Here is a 16,882-nt window from a genome sequence, read left to right on the forward strand (position 1 = left end):
GCGGGGAGGTCGAGTAGCCGCGCGAGCGAGGAACGAGCTCGCGACCGGCGTATCGAGACCCGTCACAGTGCGCGCAAGATCTGTCGTGGCCACATCGGCCCACCGTAGATGAGGGCGCTGTACGCCTGCAGGAGGTCTGCGCCGGCAGCGAGCCGCTCCCGGGCCTGCTCGGGGGTGCCGATCCCGCCGACACCGACCAGGGTGAGGTCGGGCCCGACGCGGCCACGCAGCAGGCGCAGCACCTCGGTCGCACGCGCGGTCAGCGGCGCGCCGGACAGGCCCCCGGCGCCGATCGCCTCGACCTGGGCCGCGGACGTCCGCAGCCCTTCCCGAGAGATCGTCGTGTTGGTCGCGATGATCCCGGCGAGGCCGAGGTCGAGCGCCATGTCGGCGACGGCGAGGACGTCGTCGTCGGACAGGTCGGGCGCGATCTTGACGAGCAGCGGCAGCGCGGCCGACGTCACCTGGTCAGCGGTACGACGGACATGGGCCAACAGCGGGGCGAGCTTCTCGACCGCCTGCAGGTTGCGCAGTCCCGGGGTGTTGGGCGAGCTCACGTTGACCACGAGATAGTCGGCGTGGGGCGCGAGCAGGCGGGTCGAGGTCTCGTAGTCGGCCTCGACGGCGGCCTGGTCGTCGTCGGGGACGACCTTGGACTTGCCGATGTTGACGCCGAGCACGAGCCCGCCAGGCGTGCGCCTCCGCCTCGCCAGGCGCGCGGCGACCGCGGTGGCCCCGTCGTTGTTGAACCCCATCCGGTTGACGATCGCCCGGTCCTCGGGCAGCCGGAACAGCCGCGGCTTCGGGTTGCCGGGCTGGGCCAGCGCCGTGACCGTGCCGATCTCGACGTGTCCGAAGCCGAACGCCCCCATCCGGTCGTAGACCTGGGCGTTCTTGTCGAAGCCGGGCGCGAGACCGAGCCGGTTGGGGAAGGTCAGGCCCATGGCCTGCACCGGGGAGCCGCCGGGGATCGGCGCCCGGGACAGCACCGGCCCCCCGGCCCGCAGCGCCTCGTAGGTCAGGTGGTGCGCCTTCTCGGCGTCCATCTTGACCAGGACGTGGTGGAAGACCTTGTCGTACAGCCTCACCGCGCCGCCTCGGCGGCGGCATTCCACTCCTGCAGGGAGCGCACGCCGATCGCGCCGGCGCGCACCGCGGCGATGCCCTGCACCGCGGCGGCGAGGCCCTGCACGGTGGTGATGCACGGGGTCCCCGTGAGCACCGCCGAGGAGCGGATCTCGTAGCCGTCGATGCGGGAGTTGGCGCCGCCGGTGGTGGTGCTTCCGTGCGGGGTGTTCACGATCAGGTCGATGTCGCCGGCCAGGATCATGTCGACGACCGTGGGCTCGCCGGAAGGGCCCTTGCCCTCGAAGTGCTTGCGCACCACGGTGGCCTGGATGCCGTTGCGGCGAAGCACCTCGGCGGTGCCCTGGGTCGCGAGGATCTCGAAGCCGTAGTCGACCAGCACCCGGACCGGGAACACCATGGTCCGCTTGTCGCGGTCGGCGATCGAGACGAAGACCTTGCCGGAGGTCGGCAGCGGGCCGTAGGCCGCGGCCTGCGACTTGCTGAACGCCGTGCCGAAGTCGGCGTCGAAGCCCATCACCTCGCCGGTCGATTTCATCTCCGGCCCGAGCACCGTGTCGACGAACTGGCCGTCCTTGGTGCGGAACCGGTTGAACGGCAGCACCGCCTCCTTGACCGCGATCGGCGAGTCGGCGGGCAGCGTGCCGCCGTCGCCCTCGGCCGGGAGCACCCCGGCGACGCGCAGCTCGGCGATCGACTCCCCCAGCATCAGCCGGGCGGCGGCCTTGGCGAGCTGGGTGCCGGTCGCCTTCGAGACGAACGGCACCGTGCGCGAGGCGCGCGGGTTGGCCTCGATGACGTAGAGCACGTCGGCGCCCAGCGCGAACTGGATGTTGATCAGGCCGCGCACCCCCACGCCCTTGGCGATGGCGGTGGTGGCCTCGCGGATCCGGGCGATCTCGGCGTTGCCGAGGGTGATCGGCGGCAGCGCGCACGACGAGTCGCCGGAGTGGATGCCGGCCTCCTCGATGTGCTCCATCACGCCGCCGAGGAAGAGGTCGGTGCCGTCGTACAGGGCGTCGACGTCGATCTCGACGGCGTCGTCGATGAACCGGTCGACCAGCACCGGACGGTCGGGGCTGATCTCGGTCGCCGCGTTGATGTAGGCCTCGAGTGCCTGGTCGCTGTAGACGATCTGCATGCCGCGTCCGCCGAGGACGTACGACGGCCGCACGAGCACCGGGTACCCGATCGCGTGCGCGATCTCCTGCGCCTCGTCGTACGAGACGGCGGTGCCGTGCTTGGGCGCGACCAGGCCGGCGTCGGCGAGCACGCGGCCGAAGGCGCCGCGCTCCTCGGCGAGGTCGATCGCCTCGGGGCTGGTGCCGACGATCGGGACACCGGCGTCCTGCAGGCCCTGGGCGAGGCCGAGCGGGGTCTGGCCACCGAGGGTGGCGATCACGCCCGCGATCGGGCCGGCGGCCCTTTCGGCCTCGTAGATCTCGAGCACGTCCTCCATGGTGAGCGGCTCGAAGTAGAGCCGGTCGGAGGTGTCGTAGTCGGTCGAGACCGTCTCGGGGTTGCAGTTGACCATGATCGTCTCGTAGCCGGCCTCGGCCAGCGCGAGGCTGGCGTGGACGCACGAGTAGTCGAACTCGATGCCCTGGCCGATCCGGTTCGGGCCGGAGCCGAGGATGATCACGGCCTGCTTGCCCTCGGCCCGCGGCTGGACCTCGGTCTCCTCGTCGTAGGAGGAGTAGTAGTACGGCGTGGCCGCGGCGAACTCGGCGGCACAGGTGTCGACGGTCTTGAAGACCGGCCGGACGCCGAGCGTCTGCCGCGCGATGCGCACCTCGGACTCCTGCAGGCCGCGGATCGCCGCGATCTGGGCGTCGGAGAGGCCGTGCCGCTTGGCCAGGCGCAGCGCACCGGCGTCGAGCGTGTCGGTGGCGGCGACCTGCTGGGCGACCTCGTCGATCAGGAACACCTGGTCGACGAACCACGGGTCGATCTTGGTCGCGTCGTGGATCTCGGCCTGGGTGGCGCCGGCCCGGATCGCCTGCATCAGCTCCTGGAGCCGGCCGTCGTGCGGGACCTTGATCTGCTCGAGCAGGGCGTCCTTGTCGCCGACCGGGGACGCCCAGTCGAAGGGTGCGTGCTTGTTCTCCAGCGAGCGCAGCGCCTTGTTGAGCGCCTCGGTGAAGCTGCGGCCGATCGCCATCGCCTCGCCGACGGACTTCATGTGCGTGGTCAGCGTCGGGTCGGCGGTCGGGAACTTCTCGAACGCGAACCGCGGCACCTTGACCACGACGTAGTCGAGGGTCGGCTCGAAGGAGGCCGGGGTCTCCTTCGTGATGTCGTTGGGGATCTCGTCGAGGGTGTAGCCGACCGCGACCTTCGCGGCGATCTTGGCGATCGGGAAGCCGGTCGCCTTCGACGCCAGCGCCGAGGAGCGCGAGACGCGGGGGTTCATCTCGATGACGATGACCCGGCCGTCGGCGGGGTTGACGGCGTACTGGATGTTGCAGCCGCCGGTGTCGACGCCGACCTCGCGGATGATGCCGATGGCGAGGTCGCGCAGGTGCTGGTACTCGCGGTCGGTCAGCGTCATCGCGGGCGCGACGGTGATCGAGTCGCCGGTGTGCACGCCCATCGGGTCGAAGTTCTCGATCGAGCAGATGATGACGACGTTGTCGGCCTTGTCGCGCATTACCTCCAGCTCGTACTCCTTCCAACCGATGATCGACTCCTCGATGAGGACCTCGGTGGTCGGCGACGCGGAGAGGCCGGCCCCGGCGATGCGGTGCATGTCCTCCTCGTCGTACGCGATGCCGGAGCCGAGGCCGCCCATGGTGAACGACGGGCGGACCACGATCGGGAAGCCCAGGTCGGCCGCGGCCTTCTCGACCTCCTCCATCGAGTGGCACACGAAGGAGCGGGCGACCTCGCCGCCGACCTTGTGCACGATGGCGTTGAACAGCTCGCGGTTCTCACCACGGTGGATCGCCTCGAAGCTGGCGCCGATCATCTCGACGCCGTACTTCTCCAGGACGCCGCTCTCGTGGGCCGCGATGGCGGCGTTGAGCGCGGTCTGACCGCCGAGGGTCGGCAGGATCGCGTCGGGGCGCTCCTTGGCGATGACCTTCTCGACGAACTCGGGCGTGATCGGCTCGACGTACGTCGCGTCGGCGAACTCCGGGTCGGTCATGATCGTGGCCGGGTTCGAGTTGATCAGGATGACCCGCAGGCCCTCCTCCTTGAGCACCCGGCACGCTTGGGTGCCGGAGTAGTCGAACTCGCAGGCCTGGCCGATGACGATCGGGCCGGACCCGATGACCAGGACGGACTTGATGTCTTCGCGCTTCGGCATCAGGCGTTCTCCTCCAGGAGCGTGGTGAAGCGGTCGAAGAGGTACGCCGCGTCGTGCGGGCCGGCGGCGGCCTCGGGGTGGTACTGGACGGAGAACGCCTTGAGCTTGCCCACCTCGGTGGTCGAGCCGGTCGAGACCCGGAGCTCGAGGCCCTCCACGACGTCGTCGTTGAGGCAGACGTGGCTGACCGTGGCGGTGCCGTAGGGCGTCTCGGTAGGCGCGTCGATCGGGGCGTCGACGGCGAACCCGTGGTTGTGGGCGGTGACCTCGACCTTGCGGGTGGTCAGGTCCATCACCGGCTGGTTGATGCCGCGGTGCCCGTACTTCAGCTTGTAGGTGCCGAAGCCGAGCGCGCGACCGAAGAGCTGGTTGCCGAAGCAGATGCCGAAGTACGGCAGGTCGCGCTCCAGCGCCTGTCGGAGCAGCTCGACCTGACCGGTGGTCGCGGCCGGGTCGCCCGGGCCGTTGGAGAAGAACAGGCCGTCGGGCCGCACGGCCAGGACGTCGTCGATGCTCGCCGTGGCGGGCAGGACGTGCACCTCGATGCCGCGCTCGCTCATCCGCTGCGGGGTCATGTCCTTGATGCCGAGGTCGAGCGCGGCCACGGTGAACCGCTTCTCTCCCTGGGCCGGCACGACGTACGCCTCGGCGGTGGAGACCGCCTCGGACAGGTTCGCGCCGGACATCTCGGCGGAGGCCTTGACCTTCTCCAACAGCTTGGCGGGGTCGGTCTCGAGGGTGGAGATCCCGACCCGCATGGCACCGCGCTCGCGCAGGTGGCGGGTGAGCGCCCGGGTGTCGATGCCGGAGATGCCGACGACACCCTGGGCCTTGAGCTCGTCGTCGAGGCTGCGCCGCGAGCGCCAGTTGCTCGGAACCCGAGCGGGCTCGCGCACGACGTACCCGGCGACCCAGATCCGCTTCGACTCCGGGTCCTCGTCATTGACACCGGTGTTGCCGATGTGGGGAGCCGTCATCACGACGACCTGGCGGTGGTACGACGGGTCGGTGAGCGTCTCCTGGTAGCCGGTCATGCCGGTGTTGAAGACGGCCTCGCCGAAGGTCTCGCCCTCGGCGCCGTAGGCCTCGCCGTGGAACGTGCGGCCGTCCTCGAGGACGAGCAACGCCCCGGTGGTTGAGGTGCGAGCGGAGCGAGCCTCGAAACCACTCATGCCAGTTCTCCTTCCAGGACGGTCGGCGTGCCGCGCAGCAGCGTGGCGACGATGCGACCGGTCAGCAAGCGGTCGTGCCAGGGGTTGTTGCGGCTCAGCGAGAGACTGGCCGCGCGGTCGACGACGACCTGCGCCGTCGGGTCGACCAGGGTGAGGTTGGCGGGCTCGCCGACCGCGATCGGGCGGCCGTGCTCGCCGTCGAGCCCGGCGATGCGCGCCGGGTTGGCGCTCATCACGCGGGCCACACCGGCCCAGTCGAGCAGCCCGGACCCGACCATCACCGTGGTGACGACCGGCAGCGCGGTCTCGAGGCCGAGCATGCCGAAGGCCGCGTCGACGAAGGCGTGCTCCTTGTCCTGGCGTGCGTGCGGCGCGTGGTCGGTGGCGACGGCGTCGATGGTGCCGTCGGCCAGGGCCTCGCGCAGCGCCTGCACGTCCTCGTCGGGACGCAGCGGCGGGTTCACCTTGTACGTCGGGTCGTAGCCGGTGAGCAGGTCGGTGGTGAGCATCAGGTGGTGGGGGGTGACCTCCGCGGTGACCGCGATCCCCTGCGCCTTGGCCCAGCGGACCACCTCGACGCTGCCCGCCGTCGAGACGTGCGCGACGTGGACCCGGCTGCCGGTGTGGCGGGCCAGCATCACGTCGCGCGCGACGATGACCTCCTCGGCGACACCCGGCCAGCCGGGCAGGCCCAGCTGTCCGGAGAGCTCACCCTCGTGGCAGCACGCGGTCGGCCCGGCGAGCGCCGGGTCCTGGCTGTGCTGGCTGACCACGCCACCGAAGGCCTTGACGTACTCCAGCGCCCGGCGCATCACCCGCGGGTCGTGGACGCACTTGCCGTCGTCGGAGAAGACCCGGACCTTCGCACGGCTGCGGGCCATCAGTCCGAGCTCGGCGAGTTCCTCGCCCGCCAGGCCCTTGGTGACCGCGCCGACCGGCTGCACGTCGACCAGGCCGGCGGCGCGGCCCAGGTCGTAGACCCGCTCCGCGGCCTCGGCCGTGTCGGTGACCGGGTTGGTGTTGGCCATCGCGAGGACGGCGGTGTAGCCACCGACCGCGGCGGCCCGCGAGCCGGTGAGCACCGTCTCGGCGTCCTCGCGGCCGGGCTCGCGCAGGTGGGTGTGCACGTCGACCAGGCCGGGCAGCAAGCGCAGTCCGTCGGCGTCGATCGTCTGGTCGGCCCGGGTGGACACCTTGCCCAGCTCGGCGACGATGCCGTCCTGGACGAGCACGTCGCTCGTCGTACCGTCGGGCAGGGTGGCGCCCTTGATCACCAGCCGGTGATCGAGCTTGTCGATATTCATGAGGTCTCCTCACCGGCGAGCAGGTGGTAGAGCACGGACATGCGGACGGCGACACCGGCGGACACCTGGTCGAGCACGGCCGAGTCCAGGGCGTCGGCGGCGTCCGCCGAGATCTCCAGGCCGCGGTTCATCGGGCCGGGGTGCAGGATCGGCGTACCCGGCTCGAGCCGCGCCAGCCGGTCGCGGGTCAGGCCGTAGCCGACGGTGTACTCCCGCGCGGTCGGGAAGAACCCGCCGCTCATCCGCTCGCGCTGGACGCGCAGCATCATCACGGCGTCGGCCCGCCGTGATCCGCTCAGGACCTCGTCGAGGTCGTAGGACACCGAGAAGCCCGCCGCCTTCGACCAGTCCCCCACCCCTGCGGGCATCAGGGTCGGCGGGGCGACCGCGGTGACCGTGGCACCGAGCTTGGTGAGGCACTTGAGGTTGCTGCGGAACACCCGGCTGTGGGTGAGGTCCCCGACGATCGCGACGTGCTTGCCCTCGAGGGTGCCGAGCTTGCGGGTCAGCGTGTAGGCGTCGAGCAGCGCCTGCGTGGGGTGCTCGTGGGTGCCGTCGCCGGCGTTGATCACCGGTACGTCGACCCACCGGCTGATCTGCTCGGCCGCACCGCTCGCGCCGTGGCGCACGACCAGGCCGTCGATGCCCATCGCGGTGACCGTCAGCACGGTGTCGCGCAGGGACTCGCCCTTGCTCGCGCTGCTGCCTTTCGCGGACAGGTTGATCACGTCGGCGGAGAGCCACTTGCCGGCGATCTCGAAGCTCGACCGGGTGCGCGTGGAGTCCTCGAAGAAGAGGTTGATCACCGTGCGGCCGCGCAGCGCCGGGAGCTTCTTGACCTGGCGGCTCTGCACGTCGTGCATCTCCGCCGCCGTCGTGAAGATCTCCTGGATCTCGTCGGCACCGACGTCGTCGATGCTCAGCAGATGCTTGTTCACTGGATGCGCACCTCGTCCTCGCCGTCGGTTTCGACCAGCCGCAGGCTGACCCGCTCGCTGCGCGCGGTCGGCAGGTTCTTGCCGACGTGGTCGGCACGGATCGGCAGCTCCCGGTGGCCGCGGTCGACCAGCACAGCCAGCCGTACGACGGCCGGCCGGCCCAGGTCCGAGAGCGCGTCGAGCGCGGCCCGGATGGTGCGCCCGGAGTAGAGCACGTCGTCGACCAGCACGACCGTCTTCCCGTCGATGCCGCCGGGCGGCACCTGGGTGCGGTGCGGCGCACGGGTCGGGTTCGAGCGCAGGTCGTCGCGGTACATGGTGACGTCGAGCTCGCCGGTGGCGACCGTCGTACCCTCGACCTGGGCGATGTTGTCGGCCAGACGCCGGGCCAGCGGGACGCCGCGGGTGTGGAGCCCGAGAAGAAGAAGATCCTCGGCGCCCTTGTTGCGCTCGAGGATCTCGTGGGAGATACGGATCAACGCCCGGCTGATGTCGCCGGCGTCGAGAACGACCCGGCCGCCGTCGGCGCCATCGTGGGCCTTCGTGGTCTGCTGTGCAGGCAAGGCTGAACGGCCCTCCTTCTCCGCCTCACGGGACGGCTCGTTAAAGGATGTCGAACTGCGGCTCACCTTACCCGCTGCGGCGGCCCGGGGGCGAACCGGGATCGGTGTGCTGCGGGACACCGCGGTTGCGGCGACGGTGGGTGCGGCTCGGGCCCTGCGGTTTGGTCCCAAACCGCAACATTTCGGGCCCTCGGCGTGCGGTTCGTGCCCAATCGGCGACGACGGAGCGCCCCGCACAGACCGGAGGGACCCGGCATCGCCGGGTCCCTCCACGCATCGACAGGTCCTACTTGAAGGCGTCCTTCACCTTCTCGCCGGCCTGCTTCAGGTTGCCCTTGGCCTTGTCGGCCTTGCCCTCCGCCTCGAGGTCCTCGTCGTCGGTGGCCTTGCCGGCCGCCTCCTTGGCCTTGCCGGCCATCTCCTCGGTCTTGTTGCTCAGCTTGTCGTCGAGACCCATCGTGGGCTCCTCTCGTCGTCGGTCTGCTGACCGGCCGGAGGTACCCGCCGCCGCTGCGTCGAGACGGGGTGGCGGTCACGGACGTTGCGGTTTGGTCCCAAACCGCAACGTTCGGCCCCTTCGGCATGCGGTTTGTGGCCAATCGACGATGCGAGACGGGTCCGTGCGCACGCCGTTCGTCTTCGTTCGTCAACTCGTCAGGTCGCGGTCGCTGCGCTCGGGGTCGGCGTCCGGGCCCGGCGGAGTCGCCGCACGCTGGACGCCCGCAGCCGAGCGGACCTACAGCGCCGTCGCCATCGCGGCGCACGCCCGCAGCCACGACCTCCGGGTCTCGGCGGACAGCTGGGCGTACGGGACCACCGAGCCGGAGACCAGGACTGGGTCGTAGGGGACGCGGTAGACGCCACGGGTGCGCTGCTCGTAGACCTGCACCAGGTCGCGCGCGAGAGCCTCGTCGACCTTCGGGCTCGGGTCGGACAGCACGGTGAGCGTCTTGTACTTGAGATTCTCGTGGCCCGCGTCCTGCAGCGCATCGAGCATCCACAACCCGCTGTAGCCGGTGTCCTCGCGCACGGTGCTGGTGACGACGAGCAGGTCGGCGGCGCCGGCTGCGGCGAGCCAGTTCTCGGCCCTCAGGTTGTTGCCGGTGTCGATCAGCAGGATCCGGTAGAAGCGCTCGAGCAGCGCGTGCACCTCGGCGAAGTCGGTGGCGTGGATGACGCCGGTGACGTCGGGACGCTCGTCGGAGGCGAGGACGTCGAAGTGGGCGTCGCCCTGGGAGCGGACGAAGGCGCCGAGGTCGCCGATCCGGGACTGGTAGACGTCCTTGAACCGACCGAGGTCCTCGAGCAGCTCCCGGGTGGTGTTGCGATGCGATCCGCGGGCGCCGCGGATTCCGAGCGTGCCACGGGTCTCGTTGTTGTCCCACGCGACCACCCCGCCGCCGCGAACGGTGCCGAAGGTGTGGCCGGCCGCCAGCACGCCGGTCGTCTTGGCCGCACCGCCCTTCGGGTTGACGAACGCGATCGTGCGCGGGCCGTCGAAGTCCTTCTGGATCGAGGCCCGGTCGGCCTCGTACGAGCGCTCCGCGGCGCCCATCGCCGGGTTGATCAGACCGCCGCTCCAGCGACGAACCCGACCGCGCCACCCCCACGTCGCCGGGCCGAGCGTCGTCTCGCGGTCCCGGCGGTCGAGGAAATCGGTCGCCGTCATGAAGCGGCGGGGCTCCACGGGCGCCGTGTGCGCAGCAGGTACGGCGGCAGCAGGCGCCGCCCCCGAAGGCAGGCTCGTCGGCGAGCTCGTCGGCGGCGGGCCCAGCGGCACACCCGGCAAGCTCGTGGCACCCGCAGACCCACCCACTGGGGGCGGCGGACCCACCGGAGGCGGCGGGACGACGGGCGGGCCGGCGGGCGGCGGACCGAGCGGGTCCGTGAGCGGGTCGGACAGATGAGCGGTCAAGGGGTCGATCGACGAGTGACTCACGAGTACCTCCGAGATAGGCAGCGGTCGTCGGCCAACCTACCCCGGGCGCCGCGCTCACGACACGGCGGAAAGTGCGGTCTCGATCGCCCTGTGGAAAGTGGGGTACGCGAAGTGCATGCCGCGCAGGGTGGCCAGCGGGATCTCGGCGTGGACGGCCGCCACGAGCATGCCGATGATCTCGCCACCGGCCGGCCCGACGGCGCTCGCGCCGACCAGGACGTCGCGGTCGAGGTCGGCGACGACCTTGATCAGCCCGTCGTTCCCGGCCTTGTGGATCCAGCCCCGGCTCGACTCGGGCAGCGCGGCGATGCCCACGCCGACACGCAGGCCCGCTTCCCGGGCCTGCTGCTCGGTCAGCCCGACCGAGCCGACCTCGGGGTCGGTGAAGGTCGCCCGCGAGACCGCGCGGTAGTCGGCCCGGGGCTTGCCGTCACCGCAGAGGTCTCGCAGGGCGATGTCCGCCTGGTACATCGACATGTGGGTGAACGCGCCCTTGCCGGTGATGTCGCCGATCGCCCACAGCCCGTCGACACCCTTGACCCGCATCCGCTTGGTGACCCTGATCGCGCGCGTCGACGGGTCCAGCCCCACCGTCTCGAGGCCCACGTCCCCGAGGTTGGTACGGCGCCCGGCTGCGACGAGCAGCGCCTGCGCGCCGACCGACGTACCGTCGGCGAGGCCGATGGTGAACGCCTCCTCGTAGGCGACGGCGGTGACGCCGACACCCGTGCGGACCACAATGCCGTCGGCCTCCATCGACCGTCGGACCACGTCGCTGGCCTCGGGCTCCTCCGGGCCGAGGATCCGGTCGAACGCCTCGATCACGCTCACCTCGACGCCGAACCGGGCGAACGCCTGCGCGAGCTCGCAGCCGATCGCGCCGCCGCCGAGGACGGCCAGGCTGCGCGGCAGGTCGCGAACCCGGACCGCGTCACGATTGGTCCAGTACGGCGTTCCGGCCAGGCCGGCGATGGGCGGGACGGCAGGCTCGGTGCCGGTGTTGAGAACGACGCCGCGTCGTACGCTCACCCCGACCTCGCCGTCGTCGGTGGCCACCACGACCCGTCCGGGTCCGTCGAGCCGGCCGTGCCCGCGCACGAACCGCACGCCGGCCTTCTCCAGCCGCTCGACGGCGACCTTGTCGTCCCAGTCGTCGGTGGCCTCGTCGCGGATCCGGTCGGCGACGGTCGTCCAGTCGGGGCGGACGTCGGTGACGCCGCCCAGCACCGGCACGCGCCGGGCCTCGGCGAGCGCGTCGGCGGCGCGGATCATCATCTTGGACGGGATGCACCCGTAGTACGGACACTCGCCCCCGACGAGCCGGCGGTCGACCCCCACCACCGAGAGTCCGGCCCGGGCCAACGAGGCGGCGAGGTGCTCACCTCCGGGCCCGAGCCCGATGACGACGACGTCGGCTTCCAGCTGGCCTGTCATGGCGCCACACTGGCACACCCCGCAAGGCGGCGACCAGCATCACCTGGCGCGTCGATTGGGCACGAACCGCAGCGACACGCCGAGGAATCACACGGTTTGGTCCCAAACCGCAACAGGTCAGACCAGCGAGGACTTCTTGCGCTGGATCGCCCCGAGCACGCCGTTGACGAACGCGGGCGACTCGTCGGTGGACAGCTCGCGGACCAGGCTCATCGCCTCGGTCACGGCGACGGTGTCGGGCACGTCGTCGGCCCAGAGCAGCTCCCAGACGCCGATCCGGAGCACGTTGCGGTCGACCGCGGGCATCCGGGTCAGGCTCCAGTCGGTGGAGAACTCCTCGAGCACCTCGTCGATCCGCGCGCGGTGCTCGGTGACGCCGCGCACGAGGACGGAGGTGTAGGGGTTCGCCGGGGCCTCGCCCTCGGCGGTGACCCGCTCGAGCGCCTCGACGCCCGTCTCGCCGCGCAGGTCGGCGGCGTAGAGGACGTCGAGGGCGCGCTTGCGGGCCTTGGTCCGGGCTCCCACGAGTGGAATCAGCCCTTCACGCGCGACAGGTACGAGCCGCCGTCGCGGGTGTCGACCTTGATCTTCTCGCCCTGCTCGATGAACAGCGGGACCTGGATCTCGGCGCCGGTCTCGAGCGTGGCGGGCTTGGTGCGGCCGGTGGCGGAGTCGCCGACGACGCCGGGCTCGGTGTAGGAGACGACGAGCTCGACCGAGGCCGGCATCTCGATGAAGAGCACGCGGCCCTCGTTGGTGGCCACGATGACCTCCTGGTTCTCCAGGAGGAAGCCGGCGGCGGTGCCGACGATGGCCGGGTCGACCTCGATCTGGTCGTAGTCCTGGACGTCCATGAACACGAAGTTGGTGCCGTCGTTGTAGAGGTACTGGAACGAGCGGCGGTCGACCGTGGCGGTCTCGACCTTGGTGCCGGCGTTGAAGGTCTTGTCGACGTTCTTGCCCGACTCGACGTGCTTGAGCTTGGTACGGACGAACGCGGGGCCCTTGCCCGGCTTCACGTGCTGGAACTCCACCACCTGCCAGAGCTGGCCCTCCAGGTTGAGAACCATGCCGTTCTTGAGGTCGTTCGTGGTTGCCATGCGCGTCAGCCTTCTTTACAGATGTCCAAGATCAGGGAGGCACCGGCAGCGAGGACCGGGCCAGCGGTCGAGTCTAGTGGGCGCCCCGTGCTGCGATGAATTCGAGCGCCTGGCGATAGCCGTCGATACCCTGCCCGGAGATCGTGGCGGCAGCGTGCGGCTCGACGTACGACGTGTGCCGGAACTGCTCCGGACGCTGCTTGGGCTCGGAGATGTGCACCTCGACCAGCGGGGCGGTCAGCTGGGCGCAGGCGTCGTAGAGGGCCAGCGAGTAGTGGGTCCAGGCCGCGGCGTTGAGCACCACCGGCGTCTCCTCGTCGGCGGCGCGGTTGAGCCGGTCGAGCAGCTCTCCCTCGTGGTTGGTCTGCCGCACCTCGACCTCGAGCCCCAGCCCGCTGCCCCACTCGACGCACAGCGCGGCGAGCTCGTCGTGGGTGGTGTGCCCGTAGATCTCCGGCTGGCGTCGTCCCAGCCGCCCGAGGTTGGGGCCGTTGAGGACCAGGACCTTCACGCCGCACCGCCGCTGATCGCGGCGTACGCCGAGCGCAGGTCGTCCTCGGAGGGCCCGGCGAGCACGACCGGCCGGGCGAGGTCCTCGAGGACCACGAAGCGCAGCTGGTTGCCGCGGGCCTTCTTGTCGACCCTCATCGTGGCGAGCAGGGTGTCGAAGTCGGCGCCGTTCCAGGTGGTCGGCAGCCCGACCCGGCCGAACGCGGCCCGGTGACGGGCGACCAGCTCGGGCGACAACCCACCGGCGCGGGCGGCCAGCTCGGCGACGTACACGCAGCCCAGCGCCACGGCCTCGCCGTGCCGGATGGAGTAGTCGGTGGCCTTCTCGATGGCGTGGGCGAGGGTGTGGCCGTAGTTGAGGACCTCGCGGCCGGGGTGGCCGTCGACTCCCCCGGTCTCCTTGAGGTCGCCGGCGACGACGTCGGCCTTGACCCGGATCGCGCGCTCGACCAGCTCCCGCAGCACCGGCGAGTCCGGGGTGAGCGCGTCCGGCTCGGTCTCCTCGACCAGCTCGAGGATCCGCGGGTCGGCGATGAAGCCGCACTTGACGACCTCGCCGAGGCCGGCGACGACCTCGGCCCGCGGCAGGGTCTCGAGCAGCGCGAGGTCGCACAGGACGCCGGCCGGCTCGTGGAAGGAGCCGACCAGGTTCTTGCCGGCGGGGGTGTTGATACCGGTCTTGCCGCCGACCGCGGCGTCGACCATGGCGAGCACGGTGGTCGGGACGTGGACCACGGCGACGCCGCGCAGCCAGGTGGCCGCGACGAACCCGCCGAGATCGGTGGTCGCGCCGCCGCCGAGGGTGACGACGGCGTCGGAGCGGGTGAAGCCCTCCTCGCCGAGCGACTCCCAGCAGGCCGCGGCGACCTCCCAGTTCTTCGCCTCCTCGCCGTCGGGGACCTGCAGCACAACGACGTCGAGGCCCTCGAGCAGGTCGGCGAAGGGCTCGAGCAGGTCCTCGAGCGACTCCGGGGTGATGATCGCGACCCGCTGGACACCGGCGGGCAGCAGGCCGCGCAGGCGGTCGAGGACACCGTGGCCGACCACGACGTCGTACGGCCCGGCGGCGGTCACCGGGATGACGGTGGGCTGATCGGTCATGGCGTGTCTCCCTGCAGGGCGGTGACGATCTCGGCGGCGATCTCGGCGGGTTCGCGGCCGTCGGTGTCGACGGTGATCCGGGCCAGGCCGGCGTAGATCGGGGTGCGCTCGTCGAGGAGCTGCTTGACCCGGGCGCGAACGTTGCCGAGCAGGAGCGGGCGTCCCGTGCCGAGGCCGACCCGCTTGACGGCCTCGGCGAGCCCGACGCGCAGGAAGACGACCTGGTGGGCAGCCAGCAGGGACCGGGTCGACGGGTCGAGGACCGCGCCGCCGCCGAGCGAGAGGACGCCGGCCTGCTCCTCGAGCGCCCGGGCGACCGTGGTCCGTTCGAGCGCACGGAAGGCGGCCTCGCCGTCCTCGACGAAGATGTCCTGGACGGCCTTGCCCTGCTGCTCCTCGATCAGCTCGTCGGTGTCGGCGAACCCGACGCCCAGCCGCTCGGCGAGCAGCCGGCCGACCGTGGTCTTGCCAGCACCCATGGTGCCGATCAGGACCGCGCGCGGCGCACCCGCTCCGGTCACTTGAACCGGAGCGTGTCGAGGTAGGACTGCACGTTGCGCCGGGTCTCCTGGACCGAGTCGCCGCCGAACTTCTCCAGCACCGCCTCGGCGAGCACCAGCGCGACCATCGCCTCGGCGACGATGCCGGCCGCGGGCACGGCGCACACGTCGGAGCGCTGGTGGTGGGCGACGGCCTCCTCGCCGGTGGCGAGGTCGACGGTGCGCAGCGCCCGCGGGACGGTGGCGATCGGCTTCATCGCGGCGCGCACGCGCAGGATCTCGCCGGTCGTCATGCCGCCCTCGGTGCCGCCGGAGCGGCCGGACACGCGGCGCAGCCCCTCCGCGGTCGACACGATCTCGTCGTGGGCGAGGGAGCCGGGGGTCGCGGCGAGCTCGAAGCCGTCGCCGACCTCGACGCCCTTGATCGCCTGGATGCCCATCAGCGCGCCGGCCAGGCGAGCGTCGAGGCGGCGGTCCCAGTGGACGTGGGAGCCGAGGCCCGGCGGAAGGCCGTGGACGACGACCTCGACGACGCCGCCGAGGGTGTCGCCGTCCTTGTGGGCCTGGTCGATCCGCTCGACCATCAGCTTGGAGCCGTCGGCGTCGAGGCAGCGCACCGGGTCGGCGTCGAGGCGCTCGACGTCGTCGGGGGACGGCAGCTCGGCGGACGGCGTACGGACGCCGCCGATCTCGAGGACGTGGCTGACGATCCGGGCGCCGGTCGCCTGCTCCACGAAGTTGCTGGCGACCCGGCCGAGCGCGACCCGGGCCGCGGTCTCCCGCGCGGAGGCGCGCTCGAGGATCGGCCGGGCGTCGGCGAAGTCGTACTTCTGCATGCCCGCGAGGTCGGCGTGGCCGGGTCGCGGGCGGGTCAGCGGGGCGTTGCGGGCCTGCGCCTCGAGGACGGCGGGGTCGACCGGGTCGGCCGACATCACGGTCTCCCACTTGGGCCACTCGGTGTTGCCGACCTGGATCGCGACCGGGCCGCCCTGGGTGCGACCGTGCCGGACGCCGCCGGTGATGGTGACCTCGTCGGCCTCGAACTTCATCCGGGCACCGCGGCCGTAGCCGAGGCGACGACGGGCGAGCGAGTCGGAGATGTCATCGGTCGTGACCTCGACGTGGGCCGGCAGGCCCTCGAGGATCGCGACCAGGGAGGGGCCGTGGGACTCCCCCGCAGTCAGCCAGCGCAACATGGGCACCAGTCTCCCACGCATGCCTCAGGCGCTGAGGACCTGTCCCACGACGACGGCGACCAGCGCGCCCAGCACGAGGAACGGGCCGTACGGCACCCGTCGGCGGATCATCGTGCCGCTGCGCCGCATCGGCACCATCGCCACCACCCCCAGGACGGCGGCCGCGAGCACCGACACGAACAGCACGCCGAGGCCCAGCGGTCCCAGCGCCACTCCCAGCAGCGCACCCAGGCGGACGTCGCCGCCGGCCATCGCGCGCGGACTGATCAGCCGCATCAGGCCGTAGTAGCCGCCGAGCCCGGCGAAGCCACCCACCCCCCACAGCGCGACGTCGACGGAGCCGACGATCACGGCCACGAGGGCGACCAGAGCACCGGTGACCAGCCACGACGGCCGGATCAGCCGCGAGGGGAGGTACCAGGTGACGTAGTCGATGACCGTGAGCGCACAGCACACCGGCACCAGGAACAGCAGCCACAGCAGCGCCCAGCTCCAGCCCAGCGCCGCGCCGAGGACTGCACCGGCCAGGGCGCAGGCGATCACCGAGCGCAGCAGCAGCCCCGGCCGGGCGGCCAGCTCGGCGAACGGCACGTGGTCGGGGTAGTCCTCCGGGTTCTCGGCCGGGTCGTGCTCCGGCTCGGGGCACAGCGCGATCAGCCGCGGCACGAGCAGTCCGCCGAGCGCACCGATGAGGGCGCAGGCCAGTGCGGGGAGCAGCTCCATGCCGAG

At 71.5% G+C, this 16,882-nt stretch carries 16 protein-coding genes; all 16 read right to left on the reverse strand.

The features are described 5' to 3' along the window. Positions 1 to 62: 62 nt before the first annotated feature. Entirely contained in the window at positions 63 to 1,088 is a 1,026-nt protein-coding gene (locus KU893_RS06900) for a quinone-dependent dihydroorotate dehydrogenase (RefSeq protein WP_257441456.1), read from the reverse strand. Further along, positions 1,085 to 4,396, reverse strand: a complete 3,312-nt coding sequence (gene carB / locus KU893_RS06905; RefSeq protein ID WP_218233616.1) for a carbamoyl-phosphate synthase large subunit — start codon at positions 4,394 to 4,396, stop codon at positions 1,085 to 1,087. Before carB ends, KU893_RS06900 begins: the two co-directional genes overlap by 4 nt. Then, entirely contained in the window at positions 4,396 to 5,568 is a 1,173-nt protein-coding gene (carA, locus tag KU893_RS06910) for a glutamine-hydrolyzing carbamoyl-phosphate synthase small subunit (protein ID WP_218233617.1), read from the reverse strand. The genes carB and carA overlap by 1 nt, the downstream gene beginning before the upstream one ends. Beyond that, positions 5,565 to 6,872 carry a dihydroorotase gene (locus KU893_RS06915; protein WP_218233618.1) on the reverse strand — a complete coding sequence of 436 codons (1,308 nt, stop codon included), beginning with the start codon at positions 6,870 to 6,872 and terminating at the stop codon, positions 5,565 to 5,567. The genes carA and KU893_RS06915 overlap by 4 nt, the downstream gene beginning before the upstream one ends. Further along, positions 6,869 to 7,810, reverse strand: coding sequence for an aspartate carbamoyltransferase catalytic subunit (locus KU893_RS06920; protein ID WP_218233619.1), 942 nt, complete (start codon positions 7,808 to 7,810; stop codon positions 6,869 to 6,871). Before KU893_RS06920 ends, KU893_RS06915 begins: the two co-directional genes overlap by 4 nt. Further along, positions 7,807 to 8,373 (reverse strand): bifunctional pyr operon transcriptional regulator/uracil phosphoribosyltransferase PyrR, encoded by a 567-nt coding sequence (gene pyrR / locus KU893_RS06925; protein ID WP_218233620.1) that lies wholly within the window; start codon positions 8,371 to 8,373, stop codon positions 7,807 to 7,809. The genes KU893_RS06920 and pyrR overlap by 4 nt, the downstream gene beginning before the upstream one ends. 286 nt (positions 8,374 to 8,659) lie before the next feature. After that, the gene (locus tag KU893_RS06930) at positions 8,660 to 8,830 is read right to left on the reverse strand and encodes a CsbD family protein (protein ID WP_218233621.1); all 171 of its coding nucleotides are present in this window, start codon (positions 8,828 to 8,830) and stop codon (positions 8,660 to 8,662) included. A gap of 279 nt (positions 8,831 to 9,109) precedes the next feature. Continuing rightward, a complete protein-coding gene (locus KU893_RS06935; protein WP_246592090.1) occupies positions 9,110 to 10,042 on the reverse strand; it encodes a MinD/ParA family ATP-binding protein in 933 nt (310 codons plus the stop codon). 324 nt (positions 10,043 to 10,366) lie between these two features. Next, on the reverse strand, positions 10,367 to 11,746 hold the full coding sequence (locus tag KU893_RS06940) for a dihydrolipoyl dehydrogenase family protein (RefSeq protein WP_218233622.1): 1,380 nt from the start codon (positions 11,744 to 11,746) through the stop codon (positions 10,367 to 10,369). A gap of 117 nt (positions 11,747 to 11,863) precedes the next feature. Beyond that, positions 11,864 to 12,271 carry a transcription antitermination factor NusB gene (nusB, locus tag KU893_RS06945; protein WP_218233623.1) on the reverse strand — a complete coding sequence of 136 codons (408 nt, stop codon included), beginning with the start codon at positions 12,269 to 12,271 and terminating at the stop codon, positions 11,864 to 11,866. An 8-nt stretch (positions 12,272 to 12,279) separates the two neighbouring features. Then, the gene (gene efp / locus KU893_RS06950) at positions 12,280 to 12,846 is read right to left on the reverse strand and encodes an elongation factor P (RefSeq protein WP_218233624.1); all 567 of its coding nucleotides are present in this window, start codon (positions 12,844 to 12,846) and stop codon (positions 12,280 to 12,282) included. Positions 12,847 to 12,919: 73 nt separating this feature from the next. Next, positions 12,920 to 13,357, reverse strand: a complete 438-nt coding sequence (locus KU893_RS06955) for a type II 3-dehydroquinate dehydratase (protein ID WP_218233625.1) — start codon at positions 13,355 to 13,357, stop codon at positions 12,920 to 12,922. Beyond that, positions 13,354 to 14,457, reverse strand: a complete 1,104-nt coding sequence (gene aroB / locus KU893_RS06960; RefSeq protein ID WP_218233626.1) for a 3-dehydroquinate synthase — start codon at positions 14,455 to 14,457, stop codon at positions 13,354 to 13,356. Before aroB ends, KU893_RS06955 begins: the two co-directional genes overlap by 4 nt. Next, on the reverse strand, positions 14,454 to 14,978 hold the full coding sequence (locus KU893_RS06965; protein ID WP_308167192.1) for a shikimate kinase: 525 nt from the start codon (positions 14,976 to 14,978) through the stop codon (positions 14,454 to 14,456). The genes aroB and KU893_RS06965 overlap by 4 nt, the downstream gene beginning before the upstream one ends. Continuing rightward, positions 14,975 to 16,153, reverse strand: a complete 1,179-nt coding sequence (aroC, locus tag KU893_RS06970) for a chorismate synthase (protein WP_218233627.1) — start codon at positions 16,151 to 16,153, stop codon at positions 14,975 to 14,977. The genes KU893_RS06965 and aroC overlap by 4 nt, the downstream gene beginning before the upstream one ends. Before the next feature lie 24 nt (positions 16,154 to 16,177). Continuing rightward, positions 16,178 to 16,876 (reverse strand): A24 family peptidase, encoded by a 699-nt coding sequence (locus KU893_RS06975; protein ID WP_218233628.1) that lies wholly within the window; start codon positions 16,874 to 16,876, stop codon positions 16,178 to 16,180. Positions 16,877 to 16,882: the final 6 nt, after the last annotated feature.

The organism is Nocardioides daeguensis, from assembly GCF_019192965.1.
Taxonomy (GTDB): Bacteria; Actinomycetota; Actinomycetes; order Propionibacteriales; family Nocardioidaceae; genus Nocardioides; species Nocardioides daeguensis.

Bases quoted from the DNA above. Each gene is read 5' to 3' on its own strand.
- carB (WP_218233616.1), bottom strand. From the start codon at position 4,396: ATGCCGAAGCGCGAAGACATCAAGTCCGTCCTGGTCATCGGGTCCGGC.
- carA (WP_218233617.1), bottom strand. From the start codon at position 5,568: ATGAGTGGTTTCGAGGCTCGCTCCGCTCGCACCTCAACCACCGGGGCG.
- KU893_RS06915 (WP_218233618.1), bottom strand. From the start codon at position 6,872: ATGAATATCGACAAGCTCGATCACCGGCTGGTGATCAAGGGCGCCACC.
- KU893_RS06930 (WP_218233621.1), bottom strand. From the start codon at position 8,830: ATGGGTCTCGACGACAAGCTGAGCAACAAGACCGAGGAGATGGCCGGC.
- KU893_RS06935 (WP_246592090.1), bottom strand. From the start codon at position 10,042: ATGACGGCGACCGATTTCCTCGACCGCCGGGACCGCGAGACGACGCTC.
- KU893_RS06940 (WP_218233622.1), bottom strand. From the start codon at position 11,746: ATGACAGGCCAGCTGGAAGCCGACGTCGTCGTCATCGGGCTCGGGCCC.
- efp (WP_218233624.1), bottom strand. From the start codon at position 12,846: ATGGCAACCACGAACGACCTCAAGAACGGCATGGTTCTCAACCTGGAG.
- aroB (WP_218233626.1), bottom strand. From the start codon at position 14,457: ATGACCGATCAGCCCACCGTCATCCCGGTGACCGCCGCCGGGCCGTAC.
- aroC (WP_218233627.1), bottom strand. From the start codon at position 16,153: ATGTTGCGCTGGCTGACTGCGGGGGAGTCCCACGGCCCCTCCCTGGTC.
- KU893_RS06975 (WP_218233628.1), bottom strand. From the start codon at position 16,876: ATGGAGCTGCTCCCCGCACTGGCCTGCGCCCTCATCGGTGCGCTCGGC.